The 26,094-nt window shown below is 68.5% G+C and carries 21 protein-coding genes; 10 read left to right on the top strand and 11 right to left on the bottom strand.

Annotated features, from left to right (window positions below):
* Positions 1-28: 28 nt before the first annotated feature.
* The 3 genes from AC1D1G_RS00995 (at position 29) to AC1D1G_RS01005 (ending at position 3,979) form a co-directional block, all read left to right on the top strand.
* Positions 29-1,081 (top strand): YeiH family protein, encoded by a 1,053-nt coding sequence (locus AC1D1G_RS00995; RefSeq protein WP_477950578.1) that lies wholly within the window; start codon positions 29-31, stop codon positions 1,079-1,081.
* A 208-nt stretch (positions 1,082-1,289) separates the two neighbouring features.
* Positions 1,290-2,252, top strand: a complete 963-nt coding sequence (locus AC1D1G_RS01000; RefSeq protein WP_065492745.1) for an MBL fold metallo-hydrolase — start codon at positions 1,290-1,292, stop codon at positions 2,250-2,252.
* 62 nt (positions 2,253-2,314) lie between these two features.
* Positions 2,315-3,979 (top strand): FAD-dependent monooxygenase, encoded by a 1,665-nt coding sequence (locus AC1D1G_RS01005; protein WP_477950581.1) that lies wholly within the window; start codon positions 2,315-2,317, stop codon positions 3,977-3,979.
* On the opposite strand, the gene AC1D1G_RS01010 is transcribed toward AC1D1G_RS01005, so the two are convergent.
* Genes AC1D1G_RS01010 through AC1D1G_RS01030 form a run of 5 tightly spaced genes read right to left on the bottom strand, consistent with a single transcriptional unit; the run spans position 3,921 to position 9,781 of the window.
* Positions 3,921-5,999, bottom strand: a complete 2,079-nt coding sequence (locus AC1D1G_RS01010) for a heavy metal translocating P-type ATPase (RefSeq protein WP_477950583.1) — start codon at positions 5,997-5,999, stop codon at positions 3,921-3,923. The two genes, AC1D1G_RS01005 and AC1D1G_RS01010, sit on opposite strands and share 59 nt — an antisense overlap.
* A gap of 36 nt (positions 6,000-6,035) precedes the next feature.
* A complete protein-coding gene (locus tag AC1D1G_RS01015; protein WP_317571046.1) occupies positions 6,036-6,362 on the bottom strand; it encodes a metal-sensitive transcriptional regulator in 327 nt (108 codons plus the stop codon).
* Positions 6,359-8,629 carry a heavy metal translocating P-type ATPase gene (locus AC1D1G_RS01020; protein WP_477950585.1) on the bottom strand — a complete coding sequence of 757 codons (2,271 nt, stop codon included), beginning with the start codon at positions 8,627-8,629 and terminating at the stop codon, positions 6,359-6,361. Before AC1D1G_RS01020 ends, AC1D1G_RS01015 begins: the two co-directional genes overlap by 4 nt.
* Positions 8,629-9,519, bottom strand: coding sequence for a hypothetical protein (locus AC1D1G_RS01025; RefSeq protein WP_477950587.1), 891 nt, complete (start codon positions 9,517-9,519; stop codon positions 8,629-8,631). The genes AC1D1G_RS01020 and AC1D1G_RS01025 overlap by 1 nt, the downstream gene beginning before the upstream one ends.
* Before the next feature lie 55 nt (positions 9,520-9,574).
* Positions 9,575-9,781, bottom strand: coding sequence for a heavy-metal-associated domain-containing protein (locus AC1D1G_RS01030; protein ID WP_105418026.1), 207 nt, complete (start codon positions 9,779-9,781; stop codon positions 9,575-9,577).
* Between the two features lie 175 nt (positions 9,782-9,956).
* Here AC1D1G_RS01030 and AC1D1G_RS01035 point away from each other — a divergent pair, with 175 nt between their 5' ends.
* Genes AC1D1G_RS01035 through ggh form a run of 3 tightly spaced genes read left to right on the top strand, consistent with a single transcriptional unit; the run spans position 9,957 to position 13,588 of the window.
* A complete protein-coding gene (locus tag AC1D1G_RS01035; protein ID WP_477950589.1) occupies positions 9,957-11,384 on the top strand; it encodes an amino acid permease in 1,428 nt (475 codons plus the stop codon).
* Positions 11,377-12,204, top strand: a complete 828-nt coding sequence (locus tag AC1D1G_RS01040; RefSeq protein ID WP_477950591.1) for a class I SAM-dependent methyltransferase — start codon at positions 11,377-11,379, stop codon at positions 12,202-12,204. Before AC1D1G_RS01035 ends, AC1D1G_RS01040 begins: the two co-directional genes overlap by 8 nt.
* 46 nt (positions 12,205-12,250) lie before the next feature.
* Positions 12,251-13,588: a glucosylglycerate hydrolase gene (gene ggh / locus AC1D1G_RS01045; RefSeq protein ID WP_005249245.1), complete on the top strand. Its 1,338-nt coding sequence runs from the start codon at positions 12,251-12,253 to the stop codon at positions 13,586-13,588.
* Between the two features lie 52 nt (positions 13,589-13,640).
* On the opposite strand, the gene AC1D1G_RS01050 is transcribed toward ggh, so the two are convergent.
* The 4 genes from AC1D1G_RS01050 to AC1D1G_RS01065 form a co-directional block, all read right to left on the bottom strand.
* Positions 13,641-15,329, bottom strand: coding sequence for a flavin monoamine oxidase family protein (locus tag AC1D1G_RS01050; RefSeq protein ID WP_477950593.1), 1,689 nt, complete (start codon positions 15,327-15,329; stop codon positions 13,641-13,643).
* Positions 15,326-16,126 carry a carbon-nitrogen hydrolase family protein gene (locus AC1D1G_RS01055; protein WP_477950595.1) on the bottom strand — a complete coding sequence of 267 codons (801 nt, stop codon included), beginning with the start codon at positions 16,124-16,126 and terminating at the stop codon, positions 15,326-15,328. The genes AC1D1G_RS01050 and AC1D1G_RS01055 overlap by 4 nt, the downstream gene beginning before the upstream one ends.
* Positions 16,123-17,580, bottom strand: a complete 1,458-nt coding sequence (locus AC1D1G_RS01060) for an amino acid permease (RefSeq protein WP_280779245.1) — start codon at positions 17,578-17,580, stop codon at positions 16,123-16,125. Before AC1D1G_RS01060 ends, AC1D1G_RS01055 begins: the two co-directional genes overlap by 4 nt.
* Before the next feature lie 93 nt (positions 17,581-17,673).
* Complete coding sequence (locus AC1D1G_RS01065; protein WP_005249249.1) at positions 17,674-18,294, bottom strand: helix-turn-helix domain-containing protein; 621 nt, start codon at positions 18,292-18,294, stop codon at positions 17,674-17,676.
* A 108-nt stretch (positions 18,295-18,402) separates the two neighbouring features.
* Here AC1D1G_RS01065 and speB point away from each other — a divergent pair, with 108 nt between their 5' ends.
* Together speB and AC1D1G_RS01075 are read left to right on the top strand one after the other, a co-directional pair.
* Positions 18,403-19,413 carry an agmatinase gene (gene speB / locus AC1D1G_RS01070; protein WP_095868612.1) on the top strand — a complete coding sequence of 337 codons (1,011 nt, stop codon included), beginning with the start codon at positions 18,403-18,405 and terminating at the stop codon, positions 19,411-19,413.
* 47 nt (positions 19,414-19,460) lie between these two features.
* Positions 19,461-20,207, top strand: a complete 747-nt coding sequence (locus AC1D1G_RS01075) for a glycoside hydrolase family 25 protein (RefSeq protein WP_105418037.1) — start codon at positions 19,461-19,463, stop codon at positions 20,205-20,207.
* A 16-nt stretch (positions 20,208-20,223) separates the two neighbouring features.
* Here AC1D1G_RS01075 and AC1D1G_RS01080 read toward each other — a convergent pair whose 3' ends face one another.
* Together AC1D1G_RS01080 and AC1D1G_RS01085 are read right to left on the bottom strand one after the other, a co-directional pair.
* Positions 20,224-21,489 carry a hypothetical protein gene (locus tag AC1D1G_RS01080; RefSeq protein ID WP_477950598.1) on the bottom strand — a complete coding sequence of 422 codons (1,266 nt, stop codon included), beginning with the start codon at positions 21,487-21,489 and terminating at the stop codon, positions 20,224-20,226.
* A gap of 106 nt (positions 21,490-21,595) precedes the next feature.
* Entirely contained in the window at positions 21,596-22,246 is a 651-nt protein-coding gene (locus AC1D1G_RS01085; RefSeq protein WP_105418040.1) for a DUF1345 domain-containing protein, read from the bottom strand.
* A 461-nt stretch (positions 22,247-22,707) separates the two neighbouring features.
* Between AC1D1G_RS01085 and AC1D1G_RS01090 the strand changes: the two genes are divergently transcribed.
* Together AC1D1G_RS01090 and helR are read left to right on the top strand one after the other, a co-directional pair.
* Positions 22,708-23,937, top strand: a complete 1,230-nt coding sequence (locus AC1D1G_RS01090; protein ID WP_477950600.1) for a glycosyltransferase — start codon at positions 22,708-22,710, stop codon at positions 23,935-23,937.
* A 4-nt stretch (positions 23,938-23,941) separates the two neighbouring features.
* Entirely contained in the window at positions 23,942-26,086 is a 2,145-nt protein-coding gene (gene helR / locus AC1D1G_RS01095; RefSeq protein ID WP_477950602.1) for an RNA polymerase recycling motor ATPase HelR, read from the top strand.
* The last annotated feature ends 8 nt before the right edge of the window (positions 26,087-26,094 follow it).

Consider the following 26,094-nt stretch of genomic DNA (forward strand, 5'->3'; position numbering starts at 1 on the left):
GACGGCCGCGGTGACGGACCGTGGATCCATGAGTAGTCAACTGAGCGAGAAGTCCGAGGAACAGCGCGTCGAGAGCCCGGCAACGCTGCCGCGACTGCAGACCGCCACGGCCACTCTCCTGCCGGGTCTGGCGCTGTGCGCCGTCGCCACCGCCGTCGCCATGGGTGTCGGCCGGTTCCTTCCGACGGTGAGCCCGCTGCTCATCGCCATCGTGCTCGGCGCCGTTCTGTCGAACATCGTGCATTTGCCCGAACGCCTGCGCCCGGGACTGCAGTTCTCTGCCAAGAAACTGTTGCGGGTGGGCATCGCCCTCCTCGGACTCCAATTGATGCTGAGCGACATCCTCGGACTGGGCTGGGGCGTCATCGTCGTGGTCGTCTCGATCGTCTGTCTCGGCATCGTGGGAACGATGTTCGCGGGCAAGCTGCTCGGCCTCAGCTGGACCCAGCGACTGCTCATCGCGTGCGGATTCTCGATCTGCGGTGCGGCCGCGGTGGCAGCGGTGGACGGTGTCGTCGACGCCGACGAGGAAGAGGTGATCACCGCGGTCGCGCTCGTCGTCATCTTCGGCACGCTCATGATCCCCGCGATCCCGCTGCTGTCGCGGGCGCTGGGACTCTCCGACACCGACGCCGGCCTGTGGGCGGGCGGCTCCATCCACGAGGTCGCCCAGGTGGTCGCCGCGGGCGGCGCGATCGGCGGTGCCGCCCTCGGCGTCGCCGCGGTCGTCAAACTCGCCCGCGTCCTCATGCTCGCCCCGGTCATGGCCGTCCTCAGCGTGCGCCAGCGCAAGCTCGCCGGCACCGACGCCGACGTGAAGCGGCCGCCGCTCGTCCCGCTCTTCGTCCTCGCCTTCCTCGCCTGCGTCGGCCTGCGGTCGTCCGGCCTGTTGCCCGCGGGCCTGCTCGCAGAGGCCAAGATCGTGCAGACCGCCCTCCTCACCGCCGCGATGTTCGCCCTCGGCGCCGGCGTCCAGATCGCCACGATCAAGAAGGTCGGCGCACGCCCCTTCGTCCTCGCAGGCATCTCCACCGTCTGGGTGGCGTCGATCGCCCTGGTCGGGGTGCTGCTCGCGGGGTGATGCCGCTACCCACCCCGTCGCCCCCACTTCCCCCGTCGCCCCCGTCGCGACGAACGGGACGCTCGTTGCGTCAGATCGAACGAGCGTCCCGTTCGCTCGCCGGGGGCCGTCGTTCAGGAACCAAATTTTGATCAAGGCTTTCATTATTTTGTGATCCGGGTTACTGTGGCCACCATCAATCAAACCTTTGATTAGTTAGGTGGATCGCATGAGCCCCACAAGCTTCGCTTCGTCGGCCGACCTCGGTGAAAAGGAGCAGACCCTCGAGGTCCTCGCCGACGGCGTGTACGCCCTCACCGCCGAGGGGGATCCGAACATCGGCGCCATCGAGGGCGAGGACTTCGTCGTCTGCTTCGAGGCGCTCGCCACCCCGGTGGCCGCGCAGGACTGGTTGCGCAAGTTGCGCGAGCACACCGACAAGCCGGTCCGGTACCTGGTGCTCTCGCACTACCACGCCGTCCGCGTGCTCGGTGCGTCCGCGTTCGACGCCGAGACCATCGTCTCGCATGAGACCACCCGTGCCCTCATCGAGGAGCGTGGAAAGGAAGACTGGGCAAGCGAATTCGGCCGAATGCCGCGCCTGGCCAAGGCGGCCGACTCGGTGCCCGGACTGACGTGGCCCACCCTGACGTTCGCCGACAAGCTCACCATCGACCTCGGCGGCGGACGCGGCGACCTCGTGCTCCAGCACTTCGGACGCGGGCACACCGAGGGCGACATCACCGCGTGGCTGCCGAAACAGAAGATTCTGTTCGCCGGCGACCTCGTGGAGGCGCAAGCCGCGCTCTACACCGGCGACGCCTTCCACCGCGACTGGTCCACCGGCACCCTCGATGCGATCAAGGCGCTCGGCGCGGAGGTCCTGATCGGCGGACGCGGCGCCGTCTCCCACGGGCGGGACGCCGTCGACGCCGCCATCGAGCAGACCCGCCACTTCATCGAGGTCATGCTGGCCGAGGTCGGGGCGGTGCAGCAGCGCGGGGGCACCCTGAAGGAAGCGTTCGAAGCCACCCACGCCGCACTGAACGAGCAGTACGGGCACTGGCCGATCTTCGAACACTGCCTCCCCTTCGACGTCTCCCGCGTGTGGGACGAGCTGTCGGGCATCGAACGGCCCGTCATCTGGACCGCCGAGCGTGACCGCGAGGTCTGGGACCAGTTGCAGGGCTGACGTCCGTCACCGTTTCACAGGGCTGACATCCGTCACCGTTTCACACTGACAAGGCGAGGATCATGGGAAGACGACACACCCGCGGCGGCACGGTCACCGTCGTGGGCAACGGCCCGGTGGGGCAGACGACGGCGTTGCTGTTGGCGCGCTGGGGAATACCGGTGACTTTGCTCGACGCGCGGGCCGAGCGTGACCCGATCGGATCGAAAGCCATCTGCCAGCAGCGGGACGTCCTCGAGGTGTGGGACGCGATCGGCGTCGGCAGGCAGCTGGCCGACGAGGGCGTGACGTGGGGGTGCGCCCGCACCTTCCACCGCGACCACGAACTGTTCGCGCAGACGTTCGTCGACCGCGGCATCTCGTCGTTCCCGCCGTTCGTCAACATCTCCCAGGCGCGAACCGAGGAACTGCTCGACGAGCGGATCGCGGCCACGTCGTCGATCGACGTTCGGTGGGGATACGAGGCCACGTCCGTGGATCAGGACGAGACCGGCGTGACCATCACCTGCCGCACCGGCTCTGGCGAGGAGACCGTCACGTCGGACTATGCGGTGGTGGCCGTAGGGTCGCGGGGCAGCGCGATCCGGCGGCAGCTGGGTGTCACGTTCGACGGTCGTTCGTTCGACGACAAGTTCCTGATCTGCGACGTCGCCGCCGACATTCCGGGCTGGGCCGACGAGCGCCGCTTCTACTTCGACCCGGAGTGGAACCCGGGCAGGCAGGTGCTCATCCACCCGTGCCCGGACTCGACGTTCCGCATCGACTGGCAGGTGCCCGGCGAGTACGACCTCGAGGCCGAGGAGAAGTCGGGTGCGCTGGACGCGCGGATCCGGAAGATCATCGGCGACACCGACTACCGGATCGTGTGGAAATCGGTGTACCGCTTCCACTCCCGGGTCGCGAACCGGATGCGCGTCGACCGGGTGCTGCTCGCCGGCGACGCCGCGCACATCGTGTCGCCGTTCGGGGCGCGCGGCCTGAATTCCGGTGTCGCCGACGCCGAGAACGCGGCGTGGAAGCTCGCATTCGTCCTGCGGGGCTGGGCCGACGAGTCGCTGCTCGAGACGTACCACACCGAGCGGCACGCGGCGGCCGTCGAAAACATCGCGGTCACCACGGCGACGATGGATTTCCTCGTCCCGCAGTCCGAGGACCAGCACCGGCACCGGTGCGACGTGCTCACTGCGGCGGTCACCGACCCGCAGGCGCGGGCACACGTCGACAGCGGTCGTCTCGCCGAGCCGTTCTGGTACGTCGGATCACCCTTGACCACAACCGATCCGGAACGACCCTTCGCCGGGCGCCCCGAGCGTGGCTGCACCCCGGCCGCCGCGCCGGGAATCCTCGTGCCCGACACCCCGGTGACGCTGCGCGGCGGTGCCGGCAGCCGGCTCCGCGACATCGCCCGGCACGGCATCCTGCTTCTCGCGGGTGACGGCGTGGACGTCGACGCGATCCGCAGCGCGGCACTCGCAGCGGTGCACACGCCGATCCGCCTCGTCCGGCTGTCGGAGATCGACGGAACCGGCGTCCTCACCGCCGCCTTGGACGCGAAGCCCGGCGAGGTGTGGGTCATCCGCCCCGACGCCTACATCGCGGCGGTCACCGACACGGTCGACGGGCTGGTGTCCGCGCTGCACCGAATCACCGAACCCCTCGTCACCGTGCTCACTTCCGTGCCAGCCGTTCCGGATCCAGATCGAGTCGGCGCAGCAGTTGCGCGTTGAGGGCGACGACGATGGTGGAGACGGACATCAGGATCGCGGCGGCCGCGGGTGAGATCGCGACCCCGGCGAACGCGAGGGCCCCGGCGGCCAGGGGGACGGCGATGACGTTGTATCCGGTGGCCCACACCAGGTTCTGCCACATCTTGCGGTAGCTCGCCTGCGACAGATCGATGATCGAGAGGACGGCGCGGGGGTCGTCGGCGGCGAGGACGACACCGGCCGATTCGATGGCGACGTCCGTGCCGGCGCCGATCGCGACGCCCACGTCGGCGCGGGCGAGTGCGGGCGCGTCGTTGACACCGTCGCCGACCATCGCCACCCGGTGACCGCGGGCTTGGAGTGCGGCGACCTCGGCGTCCTTGTTCTCCGGCAGCACGTCGGCGAACGCTTCGTCGATGCCGAGATCGGCGGCGACGGCGTCGGCCACCTGACGGGCGTCTCCGGTGATCATCGCGACCTTCACACCGCGCGCGTGCAGGGCGTCGATCGCCTGCCGAGACTCCTCGCGGACCGCGTCCTCGAGCGCCACCGCGCCGAGCACCCGCCCGTCGCGGACCACGTGGAGGACGGAGGCGCCGCGTTCGACCCACCGTGTCGTCTGCGCGGCAACGTCACCGGGGACCGTCACGTTCAGTTCGGTGAGCATCGCCGGTCCGCCGACGGCCACTTCCACGCCTCCGACGTTCGCGCGCACCCCGCGTCCGGGCAGTGACCGGAAGTCGGACGCGGTGCGCCGCTCGTCCGCGGGCACGTTCGACGCCGCCTCGGCGACGATGGCCCGCGCGACCGGGTGCTCGCTGTCGGCCTCCACGGCGCCGGCGATCGCGAGCAGTTCGGTCTCGGTGACACCCGCGGTGGTGACCACCCCGGTGACGGCGTGCCTGCCCTGGGTCAGGGTGCCGGTCTTGTCGAACAGGACGACGTCGACGTTGCGCATGCGTTCGAGGGCCAACCGGTCCTTCACCAGGACACCGGCCTTCGCGGCGCGTTCGGTGGAAATGGCGATCACGAGGGGTATCGCCAGGCCGAGCGCGTGCGGGCAGGCGATCACCAGAACGGTGACGGTCCGCACCACGGCCTCGTCCACGTTGCCGAGCAGCGACCACACCACGAACGTGAGAAGCCCTGCGATCGAGGCGAAGTAGAACAGGAACGCCGCGGCGCGGTCGGCGAGGGCCTGGGCCCGGGACGAGGACGACTGCGCGTCGGCGACCAGCCGCTGGATTCCGGCGAGGGCGGTGTCCTCCCCCACCGCGCCCACCTGGATCCGCAGCGCGCTGTCGGTGGCGACGGTGCCGGCGACCACGGTGTCGCCGACCGACCGTGGGACGGGATTGGATTCGCCGGTGATCATCGATTCGTCGACCTCCGCGCGGCCGTCCTCGACGGTGCCGTCGGCCGGGATGCGGCCACCGGCCCGCACCAGCACGAGGTCGCCGGTGGCGAGTTCGGAGACGGACACTTCGGTGACGCCGTCGTCGGTGACCCTGTCGGCGGTGTCCGGCAGCAGCGCGGCGAGCGCGTCGAGGGCGCCGGACGCCGAACCCAGCGCCCGCATCTCCAGCCAGTGTCCGAGGAGCATGATGACGATGAGAAGCGCCAGCTCCCACCAGAAGTCGAGGTTGAACCCGCCGATCTGCAGGGTCGTCACCCACGACGCGAGGAATGCGACCGTGATCGCCATGCCGATCAGCAGCATCATGCCGGGCCGCCGCGACTTCAGCTCACCCCACGCGCCGGTGAGGAACGGTGCGCCGCCGTAGAAGAAGATCGCGGTGCCGACCACCGGCGGAATCCACGACGCACCCGGGAAGTCGGGGACGGTATAGCCGAGGAGGTCGGCGAACATGTGGCTGAACACCACCACCGGCACCGACAGCGCGAGACTGATCCAGAATTTCTGCCGGAACACCTCACCGTGCGCCCCGTGACCGGCATGCCGATCCGCGTGCTCACCATGTGCGTCGTGCCCGGTGTCCCGGACCTGTTCCACTTCCTGCTGCTGATGATCGTGAGACATGCCTGCTCCCTCGGAAGCTGCTCTCGTGGTCTGGTTTCAGGAACGCACCAGTCGTGCGATGGCGTCGGTGGCTTCCTTGATCTTCGCGTCGGCCTCGGTGCCGCCCGTTACGGCGGCGTCGACGACGCAGTGGCTGATGTGGTCTTCGAGCAGACCCAGCGCCACGGCCTGCAACGCCTTGGTCATCGCGGAGACCTGGGTGAGGATGTCGATGCAGTACTTCTCGTCCTCGACCATCCGCTGCAGACCCCGCGCCTGGCCCTCGATGCGACGCAGGCGCTTGAGGTAGTCGTCCTTGGCGCTGATGTATCCATGGCCGGTTGTGTGGTCGTCCGCGTGGTCGGTGGTCGGTTGCTCGGTCATGAGTGTTCCCCTCGGGTGGGAGTGGTCAGGGGCTGGAAGCGGCGCAGTCGCAGGCTGTTGCTCACGACGAACACCGATGAGAATGCCATGGCGGCACCGGCCAGCATGGGGTTGAGCAGGCCCGCCGCCGCCAGCGGCAACGCCGCGACGTTGTAGGCGAAGGCCCAGAACAGGTTGCCCTTGATCGTGCTCAACGTCCTGCGCGACAACCGGATCGCGTCGGCCGCGGCCCGGAGGTCGCCGCGCACCAGCGTGAGGTCGCTGGCCTCGATGGCCACGTCCGTGCCGGTTCCCATGGCGAGACCGAGGTCGGCCTGCGCGAGGGCGGCGGCGTCGTTGACCCCGTCGCCCACCATCGCGACCACCTTGCCCTCGGCCTGCAGACGCTTGATCACGTCGACCTTGTCCTGGGGCAGTACCTCCGCGACGACTTCGCCGATGCCGACCTGGGCGGCGATCGCCCGGGCCGCGGAAGTGTTGTCGCCGGTGAGCATGATCGGGGTGAGACCCAGTTCGCGGAACTGCGACACTGCCTCGCGCGACGTCGGCTTCACGGTGTCGGCGACCACGAGCACGCCGCGCGCCTGGCCGTCCCAGCCGATCCCGACGGCGGTCTTGCCCTCCGACTCGGCCGCGTCGACGACGCGCTGGAGTTCCGTGGTGAGCTGCAGCGACCAGTCGCGGAGCAGTTTCGCGCGGCCGATGACCACCGCGTGTCCGTCGATCAGGCCCTGGACGCCGAGTCCGGCGATGTTGGTGAACTGTTCGACTTCGGGGAGCGTCGTCAGCCGCTCCTTCGCGCCGCGGGTGATCGCCCGCGCGATGGGATGCTCGGACGCGTCCTCGAGCGCGCCGGCGAACCGGAGAACCTGCTCCTCGTCCTGGCCGTCCGCGGCGACCACGTCGTGCAGCGACATCGTGCCGGTGGTGACGGTGCCGGTCTTGTCGACCACCACGGTGTCGACTCGCCGCGTCGATTCCAGAACTTCCGGTCCCTTGATCAGGATGCCCAGCTGGGCCCCGCGTCCCGTGCCCACCATGAGAGCGGTCGGGGTGGCGAGTCCGAGCGCACACGGGCACGCGATGATCAGGACGGCGACGGCTGCGGTGAACGCGGCGGCGATCGAACCGCCGGTCCCGATCCAGAAACCGAGGGTCGCGACCGACAACGCGATCACGATCGGGACGAAGATGCCGGAGATCCGGTCGGCCAGGCGTTGCACCTCGGCCTTGCCGGTCTGCGCGTCCTCGACCATCCACGCCATCTGCGCGAGCTGGGTGTCGGCGCCGATCCGGCTGGCGCGAACCACGATTCGGCCGCCGACGTTGACCGTCGCACCCGCCACCTCGGAGTCCGGCGACACCTCGACCGGCACGGATTCACCGGTCAGCATCGACGCATCCACCGCCGACGAACCTTCGACGACGACGCCGTCGGTGGCGATCTTCTCACCGGGACGGACCACGAAGAGGTCGCCGACGTCGAGTTGGTCGATGCCGATCAGCTGTTCGGTGCCGTCACGCAGCACCGACACTTCCTTGGCGCCCAGTTCGAGCAACGCCCGCAGTGCCGCTCCCGCCCGCCGTTTGGCGCGGGCCTCGAAGTAACGGCCGGCGAGGATGAACGTGGTGACACCGGCCGCGGCCTCCAGATAGATGTTGCCGGTGCCGTCGACCCGCGCGATCGTGAGCTCGAACGGGTGCGTCATCCCCGGCATGCCGGCGGTGCCCCAGAACAGTGCGTACAGCGACCAGCCGAACGCGGCCAGCGTGCCCATCGACACCAGGGTGTCCATGGTCGCGGTGCCGTGCCGCAGGTTCGTCCAGGCGGCCTTGTGGAACGGCCACGCACCCCAGACCACGACCGGGGCCGCGAGGGTGAGCGAGAGCCACTGCCAGTTCGTGAACTGCAGCGCCGGGACCATCGCCATCGCGATGACGGGGACCGTCAGCACCGCCGACACGAGCAGCCGCTGCCGCAGTTCCGCCGCCGGGTCCTCTTCCTCCGGGACCGGGGGCTTCACCTCGGGCAGTCGCGCCGTGTACCCGGCCTGCTCCACCGTGGCGACGAGGTCTTCGGGCGAGACGTCCGCGGCGTCGTAATGGACGCGGGCCTTCTCCGTCGCGTAGTTGACGGTCGCGGTGACGCCGTCGAGTTTGTTCAGCTTGCGCTCGATGCGGTTGGCGCACGACGCACAGGTCATCCCGCCGATGGCCAGTTCGATCTGGGAATCGGGTGGTGCCGCAATGTCGGTCCCGCGGGTCATCACTTCTCCTCCGGTCCGGCAGTGGCGGTGAACTCCGCGGTGTGGACGGCGCCGGCGTGCTGGAAGTCCAGGAACAGCCGGTAATCGCCCGCGCTGGGTGCGGTCACGGCGAAGTCGATCCCCGGGCCCGCCGCGGTGACGCCGTCGCCGGGATGTCCGTCCGGGTGCACGTGCAGGTATCCGAGGTCGGTGGTGCGCAACGCCACCAGGTGACCGTATGCGCCGAGGTAGGGCTGCAGATCGGTGACCGGCTGTCCGTCGCGGCTCACCGAGAGGGTCACGTTCGACGTCTCTCCCGGTCGCAGCGCGCCGCCGAGGGCGACGGTGTACCCGTCCACGGTGGCGGTCGGTGCCGGAGCCGGCAGTTCCTGCGGGTCGTACGTGCCCGCGACGCGCAGGTCCGTGCCCAGGGTGACGCCTTCGCCGCCTGCCGGGGTGAAGTCCGCGAACACGCGGTAGTCGCCGCCGCGGGTGAGGTCGAGGGGGACGCTCCACGTTCCGGCCGCGTCGAGCGTCGGGTGYACGTGCTGGAATCCGGCGAGGTCCCGGCGGACGACGATCAGGTGCAGCAGTTTCTCGTGCTCGACGGTGTAGTCCGTCACGGGTACCCCCGAGGGGTTCGTGATCCGGAACTGCACCGGGACCGCGGCACCGGCGGTGACCTGGTCGGATGCGAGTTCGAGGGTGTAGCCGTCCGCAGTGGGCGTCAGTCCGCCCGGGGTCGGGTCGGCGGCGGCGTCGTGGCCTCCCGCTCCGTGTCCGTCGTCCTCGGCCGTGTGCGCGGCGGGCTCGGCGACGTCCGGGCCGGCCACCGACCCGAGAGCGAGCGCGGCGCCGAAGATCACGACGAGGCCGACGGTGAATCCGGCGAACTTGCCGGTTGCATTCATGATGGGGCTCCTGTGGTGGAGGTGCCGGCTCAGCCGGTGTGTTCGAGTGCCCGGCTCAGCCGGCGACTGAATACCCGGCTTCTTCGACGGCACCCGCGACGTCGCTCGGATCGAGGTCGGTGGTGCTGTCGATGACGACCTTGCCGGTGGTCAGATCGACGTTCACGTTGGTGACGCCGGGGAGTGCGCTGATCTCCTCGGTGACCGAGGACACGCAGTGGTTGCAGGTCATGCCGGTGACGGTGACGCTCGAGGTGCTCACGGGTCTGCCTCTCTTCGGGGGGTCGATGTCGTCTCTGAGAACTACCATACCCCCCTACCGTATTCCCGCAAGGGTGACGGCGGCCACCGAGTACCGTGTTCCTCGCCCACGCGGGCCCCGAAAGGTGATTGAGTGAGATACCGCATCTCACCCCACTGGGAAACGGAGCCCGGCAATGTCGATGGACAAGTTGCGCACCCAAATGCTGCGCCGCAAACCCCTCACCGAGGTCGACGAGGACACTCCGCCCGACGAGCGTCTGACCAAATCGCTCGGCCTGTGGCAACTCACCGCGATCGGCGTCGGCGGCATCATCGGCGCAGGCGTCTTCTCACTCGCCGGCTCGGTCGCGCATTCCGTCACCGGTCCGGCCGTGCTGATCTCCTTCCTGATCGCCGGTGTCGCCAGTGCCGCGGCCGCACTGTGCTACGCCGAGTTCGCCGGAATGATCCCCAAGGCCGGATCGGCCTACACCTACGGTTACGTGGCGCTCGGCGAGATCGTGGGCTGGTTCATCGGCTGGGACCTGCTGCTCGAATACATCGCGGTGGCGGCCGTCGTCGCCATCGGCGTGTCCGGCTACTTCCGGTTTCTCCTCGAACAGATCGGCATCAGCCTGCCCGACTGGATGATGGGCGCGCTGGGCACCGGTGACGGGCACGTGTTCGACGTCTTCGCAGCCCTGTTCTGCCTAGGCACCGCATGGGTGCTCTCGCGCGGAATCCGCAGTGTCGGTCGATTCGAGACGATCGCGGTGGCGGTCAAGGTCGCGTTGGTCGTCCTCATCATCGCGCTGGGCGTCTTCCACATCGACAGCGCCAACTACACGCCCTACTTCCCGTTCGGCACCGCCGCCGTCTTCACCGGCGCGGCCACCGTGTTCTTCGCGGTGTTCGGATACGACGCGATGAGCACGGCCGCCGAGGAGTCGAAGGACGCCACCAAGCACCTGCCGAAAGCGATCCTGTACTCCCTCGGCATCGCGATGACCCTGTACGTCCTGGTCACCCTGGTGCTGACCGGAATGCAGAAGTACACCGAGATCAGCCCCGAGAGCGGGTTCTCCACCGCGTTCGAATCGGTCGGCATGCCCGGGGTCGCGAACATCATCGCGGTCGGGGCCATCGTCGGCATCATCACCGTCGTGCTCACCTTCATGCTCGGCGTGACCCGCGTCTGGTACGCGATGAGCCGGGACGGCCTGCTCCCGGAATGGTTCGCGAAGACGCACCCGGTCCGCAAGGTGCCGACGCGGGTCACCTGGATCGTGGGCGTCGGTTCGGCACTGCTGGCCGGGTTCTTCCCCATCAACACTGTCGCGGAACTCACCAACATCGGGATCCTGTCGGCGTTCATCGTCGTCTGCATCGCGGTCGCGGTGCTCCGGCGCACCCGCCCCGAGGTCCCCCGCACGTTCACGCTTCCGTTCATGCCGGTCATCGCGATCATCGGCGTCGTGTTCTCCGGCTGGCTCATCCTCTCGCTGCCGTGGGAAACCTGGCTGCGGTTCGGGATCTGGCTGATCCTCGGCCTGATCGTGTACTTCTTCTACTCCCGCAAGCACTCCAAGCTCGAAGAGGCAGAGCCGGTGCCGCGTGGCTGACGAAAACCGGGAACGGGTGGACGCGACCGCCCTGACCGGCGTTCCCGCGACGATGATGTGGACCCTCCGCAACCGTGCCGTCGAGGCGTCGAGTCCGGGCGGAACGTTGGTCGACCCGCTCGCCGTGAGGCTCTACGAGACCCTCGACTATCCGTACGAAAACTTCGGGAAACCGAGCCAATCCCACGCCCTGCGCGCTCGGGCCTTCGACGACGAGATACGGGCGTTTCTCGCCGACCACCCCGGCGGAACGGTCGTCGCCCTCGGTGAAGGATTGCAGACCAGCTACTGGCGGATCGGCGACCCCGACGTCCGGTGGGTGTCGATCGACCTGCCCGAGGTGGTCGCGCTGCGCAGGCAACTGCTGCCGGACGAGCCGCACGTCACCACACTCGCCGTGTCCGCGCTGGACCGCTCGTGGATGGACCACGTCGACACCGGCCGGGTCGTGTTCGTCTCGGCGGAGGGCCTGCTGATGTATCTGCCCGCCGACGAGTCGCTGTCCCTGATCGGCGACTGCGCCCGGCGTTTCCCCGGCGGTCGGATGATGTTCGATTCGATACCGAAATGGTTGAGCCGCAAGACGCAGAAGGGACTGCGAATTCACGGCGACTACACCGTCCCGCCGATGCCGTTCCACCTCTCCGCCGGCGACGCGGCGGACCTGCCCGGACAGGTGCCGGACCTCGCGTTCACCCGCGAGGTGACGCTGCCCCTCGGCCGGGGCCTGTGGGGGTCGACCCTGCTCCGCAGGCTGTCGGACCTGCGGCCGCTGCGCAACTCGCGTCCGACGCTGACCCTGTGCGGATTCGCGGGCTGAACCCGTCCGACGAGCGATGTGGGCCGACCCGCAGCAGAATGGTGCAATGGCGGACCGCGGATTCACCCCCACACAGCTCGCGGCTCGTGCCGCGTACCTGCTTCGCGGCAACGACCTCGGCACGATGACGAGTGCCGCGCCGCGCCTGTACCCGCACATGTGGAGTTGGGACGCGGCGTTCGTCGCGGTCGGCTTGGCGCCCCTGAGCGTGGAGCGGGCCGTCGTCGAACTCGACACCCTGCTGTCGGCGCAGTGGAAGAACGGGATGATCCCGCACATCGTTTTCGCGAACGGCGTCGACGGGTACTTCCCCGGCCCCGGGAGGTGGGAGTGCGGGACCCTCGCGGCGCACGCGCCGAGCGGCACGCAGACGTCGGGGATCACCCAGCCGCCCGTGCACGCCATCGCGGTGCAGCGCATCCTCGACCACTCGCGCAGGCACGGTCGCAGCACCCGCGCCGTCGCCGAGGAGTTCCTCGACCGGCGCTGGCCCGACCTCGTGCGCTGGCACCGCTGGCTGGCCAACGCCCGCGACCTCGACGGCAACGGCCGGATCGCGCTGTACCACGGCTGGGAGTCCGGCATGGACAACTCGCCGCGCTGGGACCACTCGTACGCCAACGTCGTGGCCGGGGTGATGCCCACGTATCTGCGCGAGGATCTGTCCCACGTCGCCGACACCGGACAGCGGCCGTCCAACGGCGAATACGACCGCTACCTGTGGCTGCTCGAGGAAATGAAGACCGTCCGCTACGACGACGCGGAACTGGCCACCGCCATGAGCTTCGCGGTGGAGGACGTGTTCGTCAGTGCCGTGTTCTCGATGGCGTGCGAGGTGCTCGCGACCATCGGCGAGGAACACTCGATGCCGAACTCCGACGTCCGGGAACTGCACGGGTGGGCGGCCCGGTTCCGGCAGGGCGTCCTCACCACCACCGACCAACGGTCCGGGGCGGCACGCGATTTCGATCTGCGCAGCGGCCGGTGGATTTCCACCGAAACCCTCGCCATGTTCTCGCCCCTGCTGTGCGGCGGCCTGAGCCGGGACGCCGAACGCGCCCTGCTCCGCACGTTCGAGGGACCGAAATTCTGCGGCCACCCCGACCTCCGGTACGCCGTGCCGCCGTCGACGTCGCCGGTGTCGGGCGACTTCCGGCCGCGCGAGTACTGGCGCGGTCCGGTGTGGCCGGTGATGACGTGGCTGTTCTCGTGGGCGTTCGCCCGGCGCGGGTGGGCAGAGCGCGCCCACCTGCTGCGGTCCGAGGGGCTGCGGCAGGCGAGCGACGGCAGCTTCGCCGAATACTACGAACCGTTCACCGGTCAGCCCCTCGGCAGCATGCAGCAGTCGTGGACGGCCGCCGCGGTCCTGGACTGGTTGGGCTGACGCCCCCGTGAGTACTTATTAACCGCGGGACGTTAATAAGTACTCACAGGCGCTAGTCGCACAAGCGGATCGGACCGAGTTCGGCGTACCGATCGCCGGGGCCGGGGTTGTCGGCCGGGGCGGCGCCGCCCAGATGGTGCATCACGCCCCAGACGGCGTTGAGTGCGGTCTGCACGGCGCCCTCCGCCCAGCCCGCGGTCCACGAGATGTCGTCGCCGGCCAGGAAGATGCCGCGGTGTCGCGGGTGGAGTTCGTCCTGGACGAAATGGCTGAACAGCCGTTCCTGGTACCGGTAGTGGCCGGGGAGGTTCGCCTTGAACGCACCCATGAAGTCGCGTTCGGTCTCCCAGGACAGCGTGACCGGGGTCGAGATGATGTGACTGCGGAAGTCGACTCCCGGGTAGATCTCCTCGAGCGACTTGATCATGAGGTTCATCCGCTCCGTCGCGTCGAGCGGAAGCAGCTTGAGCGAATCGTCGGACCACGTGTAGGACAGGCAGATCAGGCCGGGCTTGTCGTCACCGTGGTCGAGGAGGTAGGTGCCGCGGCTCATCCGGTCTGTCAGGGTCATGCTGACGAGGTCGCGGCCGGTGACCGGATCCTTGTCCTTCCAGAACGGGCGATCCACGAGGGCGAACACCTTCGTCGACCCCATGTAGTGGGTGCGTTCGATGGCGGTCCAGTGGTCGATCGGGAACAGGTCGTCGTCGCAGTGAATGTTGTTGAGCAGCATCCAGCTCTGCGCCGTGAAGACCGCGGCGGGGTACGTGCGGATTTCCCCGGACGAGTCGGTGACCGTCACCTGGTGCGGTGCGGTCCTTCGGACCTCGGTGACGCGGGGACGGGTGCTTCCGCCGTTCAGCGCGCGCACCGACGTGCCGTCCGGCCAGTGCGCCATCCCCGCCGGGGTGTCGGTCCACAGGCGCAGGGGCAGTTGCTGCGACCCGCCGACGATGCCGCGGTGGTGGTCGTCGGCGGCGGTGATCACGACGCGCAGGATCTCGAGGATCGAGTTGGGGAAGTCGGTGTCCCACCCACCCGTTCCGAAACCGACCTGCCCGAACACTTCCCGATGCCGGAACGACGCGAAGTGCTTCGACGAGGCGAGGAAGCCGTAGAACGTCTGATCGTCCAGCCGGACCACCAGGTCGTTCCAGATGCGCTTGAGTTCGGCGGTGTCACGGTCGCGGATCGCCTGCTGGAGCGGAATCAGCTCGGCGTGGTCCTCGAGCGTGCGCTGCCACGCATCCGAGACCTCCCGGAACACGGGTGGCAGGTCGTCGAGGTGCTGCGCGTAGTAGCTTTCGCCCTTGAGGTCGATGACCGTGCTGGGGGTGCTGTCGGCGAGCGGGTTCGGGAACGCCTCGGTCCGCAGTCCCATGGCGTCGAGGTAGTGGAACAGGGTGGTCGACGACGGTGGGAACCGCATCGCACCCATCTCGGCCACCACGTCCGGGTGCCCGTCGAACGGATGCGACCGCATCCGGCCACCGATCTGATCGGCCTCGTAGACAATCGGTTTCAGGCCGAGTGTCATCAGCTCGTACGCGGTGACCATCCCCGACAGTCCGCCGCCGATGACTGCCACCTCGGTGCCGTGGCGATCGGTGGGCACCGCGCCGAGACCCGAGCGGTGCGTGACGTAGTCGTCGTAGGCGAACGGGAAGTCGGGGCCGAACATGGTGAGCGGCCGGGGATCGGTGTCCGCGGCGGTGCTGTCCGGAGTGACGGGGATCGTCATGAAGTCTTCTCCTGCATGAAGGGGTAGAGGTCGACGCGTCGATCGTCGAGATGGGTGTTCTCACGGCGGGATCGGCGGAGGACGTCGAGTTCGAGGTCGACGATGGCCAGCTCTTCGTGGCGGCCGGTGCGGGCGAGTTCGGTGCCGTCGGGCGCGATCGCGCAGCTGGATCCGCAGTAGTCGAGGTCGGCTTCGGTGCCGCACCGGTTGACGTACGTGACGAACAGCTGACTCTCGTAGGCCCGGGTGGGGACGACGCTCTCCGCGATGAATTCGTACGGGCTCATCAGGCCGGTGGGGACGACGAGCCACTGGGTTCCCCGGTCGGCATGTGCGCGAACGGCTTCCGGAAACTCGACGTCGTAGCAGATCAGGAGTCCGCACCGGATTCCGGCGTGGTCGAACTGGACCACCAGTTCGTCGCCGGCGGCGAAGTGCGACCGGTCGAGCTCACCGAACAGGTGGGTCTTGCGGTAGTTGGCGAGCGACGTCCCGGACGGGTCGAACACCTGCACGCTGTTGTAGACGACGCCCCCATCCGCCTCGGGGTATCCGTAGACGACGGCGATCCCGGACTCGCGTGCGATCTCCGCGATCCGCGCCGCGATCGGTCCGTCGGCGGGTTCGGCCCGCTCCGCGATCAGGGATCCGATGTTGTAGCCGGTGGCCGCCATCTCCGGGCAGACCAGGACGGACGCCCCGGCTGCCGCCGCCGTCTGCGCGGCCGACGCGATGGCGGCGAGGTTCGCCGCGACGTCGAAGGACAGTTCGGGACCTTGGAACAGCGCTGCCCTCATGGTGCCGGCACCCTTTCCGGGCTGTTGCGGAGTTCGGACTTGCGGACGCCGTACGCGAAGTAGATCGCGAGCCCGACTGCCATCCACAGCGCGAACGCCACCCACGTCGAGACGCCCAAGCCGAACAGCAGCAGCGCGCAGAACACGACGCCGAGAACCGGCATCAGCGGGAACAGCGGGGTCCGGAAGCTGCGGTGCAGGTCGGGATGGCGCCGGCGCAGGATGATCACGGCGATGTTGACGAGCATGAACGCGAACAGCGAGCCGATGCTCGTCGCGTCGGCCAGTTCGCCCAGCGGCACGAAGCCGGCGAGCGCGGAGACGACACCGCCGACGACCACGATGTTGACGACGGGCACCCGGGTGCGCGGGTTGACGCGGGAGAAGACCCGCGGAACGAGACCGTCGAGCGACATCGCGTACAGGATCCGGGTCTGCCCGTACATCACGGCGAGGACGACGCTGGCGATGGCGATCACCGCGCCCGCGGACAGGAGGATGGCGGGCCAGGTGCTGGTGGTCGCGGCATTGAGGATGGTCGCGAGTGCGGCGCCCTCACCCGCGATGTCCTGCCAGGGCATCGCGCCGACGGCGGCGATCGCGACCAGGCAGTAGAGGATCGTGACGATCAGGAGCGAGAGGATGATCGCGCGGGGAAGGTCGCGTTTCGCGTTCTTCGCCTCGTCGCCTGCGGTCGACGCGGCGTCGAAGCCGATGTAGGCGAAGAACACCTGGGACGCCGCGGCCGTCACGCCGGCCGCGCCGAGGGGGATGAACGGTGCGAAGTTTCCGGCGCGGAACGCGGTGAACGCGACCGCGCAGAAGAACACGAGCACGAGGATCTTGAGGGCGACCATGACCGTGTTCACCAGGGCGCTCTCGGACGCTCCCCGGGTCAGCAGTGCCACCGCGACGAGCACGATGACGATGGCGGGTACGTTCACGATGCCGCCCGCGCCCGGTGATTCGCTGATCGCGGCGGGTAGTGCGATGCCGAACATGCCGTGGAGTAGTTCGTTGATGTACTCGCCCCAGCCGACGGCGACGGCCGCGACCGAGACGCCGTATTCAAGCATCAGGCACCAGCCGCAGATCCACGCGAAGAGTTCGCCCATCGTCGCGTAGGTGTACGAGTAGGAGCTACCGGAGACGGGGATGCTGCCTGCGAGTTCCGCGTAGGAGAGGGCGGAGAAGAGGGCGGTGAACGCCGCGAGCACGAAGGCGAGGACGACGGCGGGGCCGGCCTTGGGTGTCGCCTCGCCGAGGATGACGAAGATGCCCGTTCCCAGCGACGCACCGATGCTCAGTGCGGTGAGGTGCACCAGGCCCATCGACCGCTTGAGGCCGTGACCGGGTTCCTGGTCGTTGCGCGCCACGATCGCGTCGACCGATTTGCGGGCGCGGAGTGCGCCGGCCAGTCCCGGCGGGCGCGGAGAAATCTTGGTGATGTCCAACGTTGAGCTCCTGAGCGGTGGAGTGATGTGGACAACAATGAACGGGCGAGCCGTGACTGTCAACACATGTTTCCTAAACCGCTTGACGGTTTCCTAGCGGGAGGTGGGCCGGACGTCGTCCGGTAGTGCGGGGGCCAGAATCCACAGGACGGTCGCCGTGTCGTCGCCGAGCGCGCGGAAGCTGTGTGGCAACTGGGGCGAGAAGGTGAACGCGTCCCCGGTCGCGAGCGACACGTCCTCCCCGGCCCCCGGACCGTTGAAGGAAATGCAGATCCGGCCGGAGACGACGTAGACGAAGGCGACGTCGACCGGCAGTTCGTACGTTTCCGAGCCGCTCCCGCCGCCGGGCTCGATCCGGCTCAGGAGCGACTGGATGCGGCGCTCGCCGAACGGTGTCAGCAGGAACTCGGCCATCCGCTCCCCGCCGAAACTGATCGGCGGGTAGTTGTCGGCGCGTACCACCTCACCTGCGGCGGAGCTCTCGAACAGCGACCCGACGGGAATGTTCAGGGCGGCGCAGATCCGCACCAGCGTGGCGACGGAGGCGCTCGCGTGGTCCCGTTCGATCTTCGACAGGTAGCCCTTGGTGATGCCGCAGCTCGCGGCCAGGTCGTCGAGGGTGAGGCGCTGGGCCTGCCGGGCGGCCTTGAGCCGGGGGCCGATCCGGGGCGCGTCGACGCCCGACGCACCTTCGGTTGCGAGCTCGTTCGCCATGCATCGATCCTTCGTTGTGTCTCGTATAGGAAACAGGTGTTGACAAGAATGCGTTCCAAGGAAACGATACGACGACGCCACGTCTCCGGCACACACCGAAGGATTCCGATGAGTACAGATGACATAAAGGGCCCCGTCGACGCCACCCGCACGCCGCGCTACGCCGAACCCAGCACATTCGCTCGCCTCCCCCGGCTCGACGAGGTGTCCCGCGCCGACGTCACCGTGATGGGCGTCCCGTTCGACTCCGGCGTGAGCTACCGTCCCGGCGCACGCTTCGGTCCCGGCCACATCCGCGCCGCATCGAAGCTGCTGCGTCCGTACAACCCCGCACTCGACGTGCACCCCTTCGCGGCGCAGCAGGTCGCCGACTTCGGCGACATCGGCGTCAACCCGTTCGACATCCAGGAGGCCCTGGCCACCGTCGACGGCGCCGTCACCGACCTGCGCAAGGACGGCTCGACCGTGCTGACGCTCGGCGGCGACCACACCATCGCCCTGCCGATCCTGCGTTCCCTCGCCCGCGACCACGGTCCCATCGCCGTGCTGCACTTCGACGCGCACCTCGACACGTGGGACACCTACTTCGGCGCCCCCTACACGCACGGCACCCCGTTCCGGCGGGCCAGCGAGGAGGGGCTCATCGACCTCGAGCGTTCGCAGCACATCGGCATCCGCGGCCCGCTCTACAGCAAGAAGGACCTCGAGGACGACGCCGTCCTCGGATTCCAGGTCATCCGCTCCGACGACTACGAGGTGGACGGCGTCGCCAGCATCGTCGAACGGATGCGTCGACGGCTCGACGGCGGACCGGTCTATGTGTCCGTGGACATCGACGTCCTCGATCCCGCGCACGCGCCGGGCACCGGAACACCCGAGGCCGGCGGCATGACGTCCCGCGAGTTGCTGAACACGCTGCGCGGACTCGTCGGCCTGAATGTGGTCGGCGCCGACATCGTGGAGGTCGCGCCCGCATACGACCACGCCGAGATCACCGGCATCGCGGCAGCGCACGTCGCGTACGAGTTGCTGTCGGTGCTCGCGATCAACGCGTCGTCCGCCCCGGGACGGGCTGCGCGCGGCGAGACGCTCCGGCAGGCGGCGTACGTGACGAAGTGACGTCCGTTGCCACGTGCGGGCAGCGGGAAGACGTTACCCTCGGGCGCATGGCTATCGGGGTGAAGGTCCGAAGGTTCTCCAAGATCGCACCACTACTGCTCGCCGGTGCGCTCGCGGCCGCAGTGCCGGGGCACGCTGCCGCCGAACCTGTCAGAGGTCCGGACGTGGCCTCGTGGCAACACCCGGGCGGGTCACCGATCGACTGGTTCGCCGTCCGCAACGCCGGCCACGACTTCGCGATGGTCAAGGCCACCGAGAGTCTCAATTACGTCAATCCGTTCTTCGTCCAGGACTGCCTCGCCATGCGGGTGGCCGGCGTCTCCCGGGGCGCGTACCACTACGCCGACCCCACCCAGTCGCCGGAGGCGCAGGCCGCGTTCTACTCGACGGTGGTGCTGGGCATCAACGGTCCGGGTGACATGCCTCCGGTCCTCGACATCGAGCATTCCGGTGGGCTGCCGCCCGCCGCCCTGATCGACTGGACGCACCGCTACCTCAACACGGTCCAATCGCTCACCGGACGTCAGCCGATCATCTACACGTACCCGAACTTCTGGCGGACGGCGATGGCGAACACCAACGAGTTCGCCGGATACCCGCTGTGGATCGCCGACTACAACGGTCAGAACACGCCCGGCCCCCTCCCCGGCGGCTGGAGCAACTGGACGTTCTGGCAGTACACCAGCACCGGTCGTATCGCCGGCGTCAACGGCGACGTCGACCTCAACGTCTACAGCGGGGCGCAGGGTGACTTCGCGCGGTACTCCAACAGCGCATCCCCATTCGGCAGCTGACGCCTGACGGGCGCGATCAATCCCGGCACGCCGGGTTTCCGGGGAACGCCGGGACGCCGACTCGGCAGCCGACGTCGGTGACGGCGTTCAGCCGCTCGACCGGCTCCCGGATCTCGAGCGCCGGCACGAGGCCGTCGGTGAGGAGTGCATTCTTGGTCGTCGGCGTCGTGGCGCGCTCATCCAGGGTTCCGCGCACCCGTGCGAAGTTGACGAGTTCGTCGTACACCATCGACAGGGCCGCCTCGGTGGTCCGGTCTTCCGGGTGCAGCCCGGCGAAGTCCACGCCCGTCTCGTATTCGTGGCGGACGGCGTGCGGACCCTGGTCGCAGGTGGGCTGGTTCAGATCGATCCGGAAGTCCGGCCCTGCCGGACCCGGCGGCGTGATCGTGCCGGCGTCGGTGCAGACATGGTGCGAGATGCGGTCACCGAGTGCGTGAATGTAGATGCCGGTCCTCGCATTCCAGGAATTCTCGCCGATCCAGGAGTCGAATTGTGACGACAGGACCGTGTCGGAGATGACCTGCTGCCCCGTCATGTTGGTGAACGGGATGGCGGCGGGCGTCTCCAGGCTGTACGTGCCGTTGATCTGCACGGGATCGGCATCGCCGTAACACGTTGCGCCGGTGGCGTAGTCGCCGTTTTCCGAGGGGTTCGTGAAACCTCCCGTGCACAACGGTGCGCCACTTCCCGGCCCGGCCAGGGCCCAATTCCGCAGGTGCGTGAGCATGATCTCGTGCCGAGGATCGTCGACATCCGGTTGCAGGCCGTTGGGCAGGGGATCCACCGGTCCGCGCAGCGTGGGCAGGAAGTGGAAGAGGAACCCGCCGGTGGCGAAGTGGGTGCGCACCAGGCCGCTGATGTCCTTGGTGGTCAATGCGTCGGCGTCCGGGACGAGCCGGCCGAAGATGTCGCGTGGGGCGAATGTGCCGAGGTCGGTCGCTTCGTCGTACGCCGCGATCCAGTAGGCGTCCCGCTCGGAGAAGCCGACGGTGCGGGCGATGATGTACGTCGAGTCCGAATGCACGAGACTCCGTCCGCCGAGTGGGCGGCGCAACGTGAAGCCATAGCGGAGGAACGCCTCGGCGCCGCAGATCGGCGAGTTGGGATCGTCGAGTAGACATTCGGGTGGCAGCGGAGCGCAGTTGTGCGGTGGGGCACCGTCCTCGGTGTAGCAAATATCCTCGGCGAATCCGTACACCGGTGGTGGTGACACGATGAATGCCGCGGCGGTAAGCGTCAGCGCCACGATGGTTCCACCGACTCTTCGAGTGAATCTTCTCATCGAGGTGCACCTTTCGGTGTGGCCGAGTAGATCAACATTAACACCGGGGACCAGGCAAGATGCTCGGTTCTCGCAGGCGCCGAAATCAGTACGAGAACCCCAGTCTTCACCTGGTGAGGATCCCGGCAACCAGGTTGATCGTCGTCGCGAGGATGACTGCACCGAAAACGTAGGACAACAGGCAGTGCCGGAGCGCGACCGCCCGAATCTCCGGGCTCGAGACGTCGGTATCGGATACCTGGTAGGTCATCCCGAGGTTGTAACTGAAGTAGAAGAAGTCGCGAAACGCGGGCGGGGCGGTGGAATTGAAATCTATACCACCCGTTGACTTTTCGGGACCAGATCCCTCGTAGTACAGAAAGGCGTATCGGGCCGCGTACATCAGATGCAGGGAAGCCCACGCCAGGAATACCCCGATCAGAGCCACGGCGGCGTGCGCGGTTCCCGCCGAGGATCCGCCGGCCACCTGCAGTGCGACGATTCCTCCGAGACCTCCCGAAGCCGCTGTCACCACGACCAATTCGTCGACTATCGGACGAAAATCCTCGCGTCCCACGTTGCGGCGAGTCGCCGCCGCATCCATCGGCCACAACACCGCCCAACCGGATACGACGAACACGGCGGCAGCGGCGGCGATGCCGACGAGAGCCCCCAACGCGGCTGTGATCACCAGGCCGCCGATGAAGCCCGCCGCGACTCCGACCACCACCGCGGCGGCCACTCTCGGGATGGCGGAGGTCGGGAGAGGTACGTGCAATGCCTATGCCTCTTGCAGGAGGCGTCGAGGCCGGTGCGGCATCACCCGTGACGGGATCGGGTGAGCCGTCACCACCGGCGCTCCCCACGCCGGGTGGCGACGTTCAGGTCGTCGCACGAGTGCGGAGTCATGTGCGACCTCCTGAGTGTCGACACGGGGCGCCCGCGAGGGCAGACGGCAGGCCAGGGCGTACCAGCGACGTATTCCGAGCAGTCTATCCCGCCCACCGCTGTGATCGGACGGCGTTACCGTGATCGGTGAGCTCGATTGTGGGCGAACGCATTCGATCCACGACGCGCCGACGATGCCTGGGGATTGCCCGAATCGGACGAGGAAGTGGAGAGGAGTACCAACCCCTTTCCACTTTCAATTTATAGCGCACCCCGGGGCTTGCGGCAAGGCCCGGGTCGTGCCGCAGAATTACCGGCCGAAGCCAGAACCTGCAGAAATAGGAGTCGCGAGTGCGTGTGTTGTTGTCGACGTATGGGTCGCGTGGGGACGTCGAACCGTTGGTGGGACTCGTGGTGCAGTTGCAGGCACTCGGCGCGGAGGTGCGGGTGTGCGCGCCGCCGGACGAGGACTTCGCACAGCGGCTGGCCGGGGTCGGTGTGTCGATGGTGCCCGTCGGCCGGTCGGCGCGCGCGCTGACGACTGCGGCGCCGTCGGCGGCGGACCTGCCCCGGCGCGCGACCGAGTTGATCGCCGGCCAGTTCGACGCGGTCACCGCGGCGGCCGAGGGATGTGACGCGTTGGTGGCGACCGGCGTCATGCCGGCCGCTGCCGGTGCACTGTCGGTGGCCGAGAAGCTGGGCATCCGCCCCGTGTCCGTGACGTTCCAGCAGCTGACCCTGCCGTCGCCGCATCGCCCGCCGCTCGCGTATCCGGGCCGGGCGTTCCCGCCGGACGTGACGGACAACCGGGCGCTGTGGGATCTGGACGCTCAGAGCATCGATGCACTGTTCGGGGAGGCGCTCGACACCAACCGGGCGTCGATCGGCCTGCCCCCGGTGGGCAACGTTCGCGACTACGTCATCGGCGACCGGCCGTGGCTGGCGACGGACCCGACCCTGGATCCGTGGCAGGAGACGCCGGACCTCGACGTCGTACAGACCGGTGCGTGGATCCTGCCCGACGACCGCCCACTCCCGCCCGACGTGGTGGCGTTCCTGGACGCAGGCACACCACCGGTGTTCGTGGGCTTCGGCAGCATGCCCTTGCACGCGGCGACGGACGCCGCCGAGGTGGCCATCGAGGCGGTCCGCGCGCAGGGCCGCCGCGTACTCGTCGGGCGCGGTTGGGCCGACCTGGCCCTGATCGACGACGTGGACGACTGCTTCGCCGTCGGCGAGGTCAACCAGCAGGCACTGTTCCGGCGCGTGGCCGCTGTCGTGCATCACGGCGGCGCCGGGACTACGACGACGGCCACCCGGGCCGGCGCGCCTCAGGTGGTGGTGCCGCAGGCGGTGGATCAGCCGTACTGGGCCGGCCGGGTGGCCGACTTGGGCATCGGCGCGGCGCACGACGGTCCGGTTCCGGCCGTCGAGTCACTGTCGGCCGCGCTCACGGCGGCCCTGACCCCCGAGACCGGAGCACGCGCGGCCGCCGTGGCGGGCACGATCCGCACCGACGGTGCGGCGGTCGCCGCGACGTTGCTGCTCGACACGATCGCCCGCACCTCAGATCGGAGCTGATGACATGAAAAATCTGACTACCAGCGCGTTCGACCTTCCCGACCACCTCGCACCCAAGGCCGACCCGGCGCTTATCGCCGACGACGAGCTGCACTTCGCGGCCATCGCGGAAAGCCTCGAGCAGTCGATCGCCGACCTCGACCACCGCATCGACACCGAGCGCAAGGCACCCCGCCGATTGGGCCAGGAGGCGATGGAGCGGGACATGATGGTCCACCGGCTGAACGCCGAGCTGCGTGCCTTGCGCCGCTACGGTTTGGACCTGTGCCTCGGGCACTTCGTCAGTGCAGACAACCCCGAGCCCGTGTACGTGGGACGACTCGGCCTCATGGACCGTGCGGGCAATCAGCTGCTCGTCGACTGGCGCTCCCCCGTGGCCGAGCCGTTCTTCGGTGCGACCCACGGCAATCCGATGGGTCTGGAACGCCGCCGCAGGTACCGCTGGACCCGCGGCCGGGTCAGCGACTACTGGGACGAGGTGTTCACCCCGGACGGGTTCGCAGGCAACGCCGCGCTCGACGACCAGTCCGCGTTCATCGCCAGCCTGGGCAGCAACCGGTCGGCCCGGATGCGGGACGTGCTCGGCACCATCCAGGCCGACCAGGACGCCATCATCCGCGCGGGATCCCGTGGCGCCCTCGTCGTCGACGGCGGGCCGGGTACGGGCAAGACCGTCGTCGCGTTGCACCGCGCCGCGTATCTCCTCTACTCCGACCCCCGACTCCGTCACGGCGTGCTGTTCGTCGGTCCGCACGAGCCCTACCTGGCCTACGTCGCCGATGTCCTGCCCAGCCTCGGAGAGGAGGGCGTGCAGCTCTGCACCCTGCGGGAGCTCGTCGCCGAGGGTGCCACCGCGACGGTCGAGACCGACCGGGATGTGGCCCGCCTGAAGTCGTCCGCGGATCTGGTGAAGGCCATCGACGCGGCGGTCGCGTTCTACGAGGAGCCGCCGACCGACGGTATGACGGTCGCGACCGAGTGGTCCGACATCTGGCTGAGCGCCGACGACTGGGCCGAGGCGTTCGAAGCGCCGGAACCCGGTACTCCGCACAACGAGGCGCGCGAGCAGATCTGGGAGCTGCTGCTCACGATCCTGATCGGCAAGTACGACGGTGACGTTCCGGCCGCCCAGCTCCGGAAGTCGTTGCAGCAGAACGACGAACTACGCACGACCCTCGACAACGCGTGGACCCTGATCGAGGCGGCCGACCTCGTCGCCGACCTGTGGTCGGTGCCCGCCTACCTGCGCAAGTGCGCGCCCTGGCTCAGCCCCGACGACGTTCGGAAGCTGCAACGCCCGGACGCCCAGCGCTGGACGGTGTCCGACCTGCCGCTCCTCGACGCAGCACGGCAGCGGCTCGGCGACCCGGAGGAATCACGACGCCGGCGTCGCCACCAGGCCGCCGTCGCCGCCGAACGCGAGCAGAGGTCCAAGGTCATCGACGACCTGATCGCGTCCGATGCCTACGACGACGGTGAAAGTTTGATGACACAACTGCGGCAGAAGGACCTGCAGGAGATGCTGGTCGACGAAGCCGCGCTGTCCGGCACCGACCCCGACCTGCTCGACCGCACGTTCGCACACGTCGTCGTGGACGAAGCGCAGGAACTGACGGACGCCGAGTGGCAGATGTTGTTGCTGCGCTGCCCGTCCCGGAGCTTCACCATCGTCGGCGACCGCGCCCAGGCCAGGCACGGGTTCGCGGAGTCGTGGCAGGAACGGCTCGAGAGGGTCGGGCTCGACCGGATCGAACTGGCCTCTCTGACCGTCAATTACCGGACACCGAAAGAGGTCATGGCCGAAGCCGAACCGGTCATCCGCGCCGTGCTCCCGGACGCCAACGTGCCGACCTCCATCCGCAGCAACGACATCCCCGTCGCACACGGATCTGTTTCCGATCTGGGCTCGATGCTCGATACCTGGCTCGAATCGAACTCCGACGGGATCGCCTGCGTCATCGGCGATCCGACGTTCCGGGCCACGCCCCGTGTCCGTTCGCTGACCCCGGAGCTGTCGAAGGGGCTCGAATTCGACCTGGTCGTCCTCGTCGACCCGGACACCTTCGGCACGGGGATCGAAGGGGCCGTCGACCGCTACGTCGCCATGACCCGGGCGACCCAGCGACTCGTCATCCTCACGAGTACGTGACGTCGGCC

Source organism: Rhodococcus sp. P3_B8, from assembly GCF_056402775.1.

Excerpts from the sequence above, each read along its gene's own strand:
- AC1D1G_RS00995 (WP_477950578.1), top strand. The coding sequence starts at position 29 with ATGAGTAGTCAACTGAGCGAGAAGTCCGAGGAACAGCGCGTCGAGAGC.
- AC1D1G_RS01000 (WP_065492745.1), top strand. The coding sequence starts at position 1,290 with ATGAGCCCCACAAGCTTCGCTTCGTCGGCCGACCTCGGTGAAAAGGAG.
- AC1D1G_RS01005 (WP_477950581.1), top strand. The coding sequence starts at position 2,315 with ATGGGAAGACGACACACCCGCGGCGGCACGGTCACCGTCGTGGGCAAC.
- AC1D1G_RS01010 (WP_477950583.1), bottom strand. The coding sequence starts at position 5,999 with ATGTCTCACGATCATCAGCAGCAGGAAGTGGAACAGGTCCGGGACACC.
- AC1D1G_RS01015 (WP_317571046.1), bottom strand. The coding sequence starts at position 6,362 with ATGACCGAGCAACCGACCACCGACCACGCGGACGACCACACAACCGGC.
- AC1D1G_RS01020 (WP_477950585.1), bottom strand. The coding sequence starts at position 8,629 with ATGACCCGCGGGACCGACATTGCGGCACCACCCGATTCCCAGATCGAA.
- AC1D1G_RS01035 (WP_477950589.1), top strand. The coding sequence starts at position 9,957 with ATGTCGATGGACAAGTTGCGCACCCAAATGCTGCGCCGCAAACCCCTC.
- ggh (WP_005249245.1), top strand. The coding sequence starts at position 12,251 with ATGGCGGACCGCGGATTCACCCCCACACAGCTCGCGGCTCGTGCCGCG.
- AC1D1G_RS01050 (WP_477950593.1), bottom strand. The coding sequence starts at position 15,329 with ATGACGATCCCCGTCACTCCGGACAGCACCGCCGCGGACACCGATCCC.
- AC1D1G_RS01055 (WP_477950595.1), bottom strand. The coding sequence starts at position 16,126 with ATGAGGGCAGCGCTGTTCCAAGGTCCCGAACTGTCCTTCGACGTCGCG.
- AC1D1G_RS01065 (WP_005249249.1), bottom strand. The coding sequence starts at position 18,294 with ATGGCGAACGAGCTCGCAACCGAAGGTGCGTCGGGCGTCGACGCGCCC.
- speB (WP_095868612.1), top strand. The coding sequence starts at position 18,403 with ATGAGTACAGATGACATAAAGGGCCCCGTCGACGCCACCCGCACGCCG.
- AC1D1G_RS01075 (WP_105418037.1), top strand. The coding sequence starts at position 19,461 with ATGGCTATCGGGGTGAAGGTCCGAAGGTTCTCCAAGATCGCACCACTA.
- AC1D1G_RS01080 (WP_477950598.1), bottom strand. The coding sequence starts at position 21,489 with ATGAGAAGATTCACTCGAAGAGTCGGTGGAACCATCGTGGCGCTGACG.
- helR (WP_477950602.1), top strand. The coding sequence starts at position 23,942 with ATGAAAAATCTGACTACCAGCGCGTTCGACCTTCCCGACCACCTCGCA.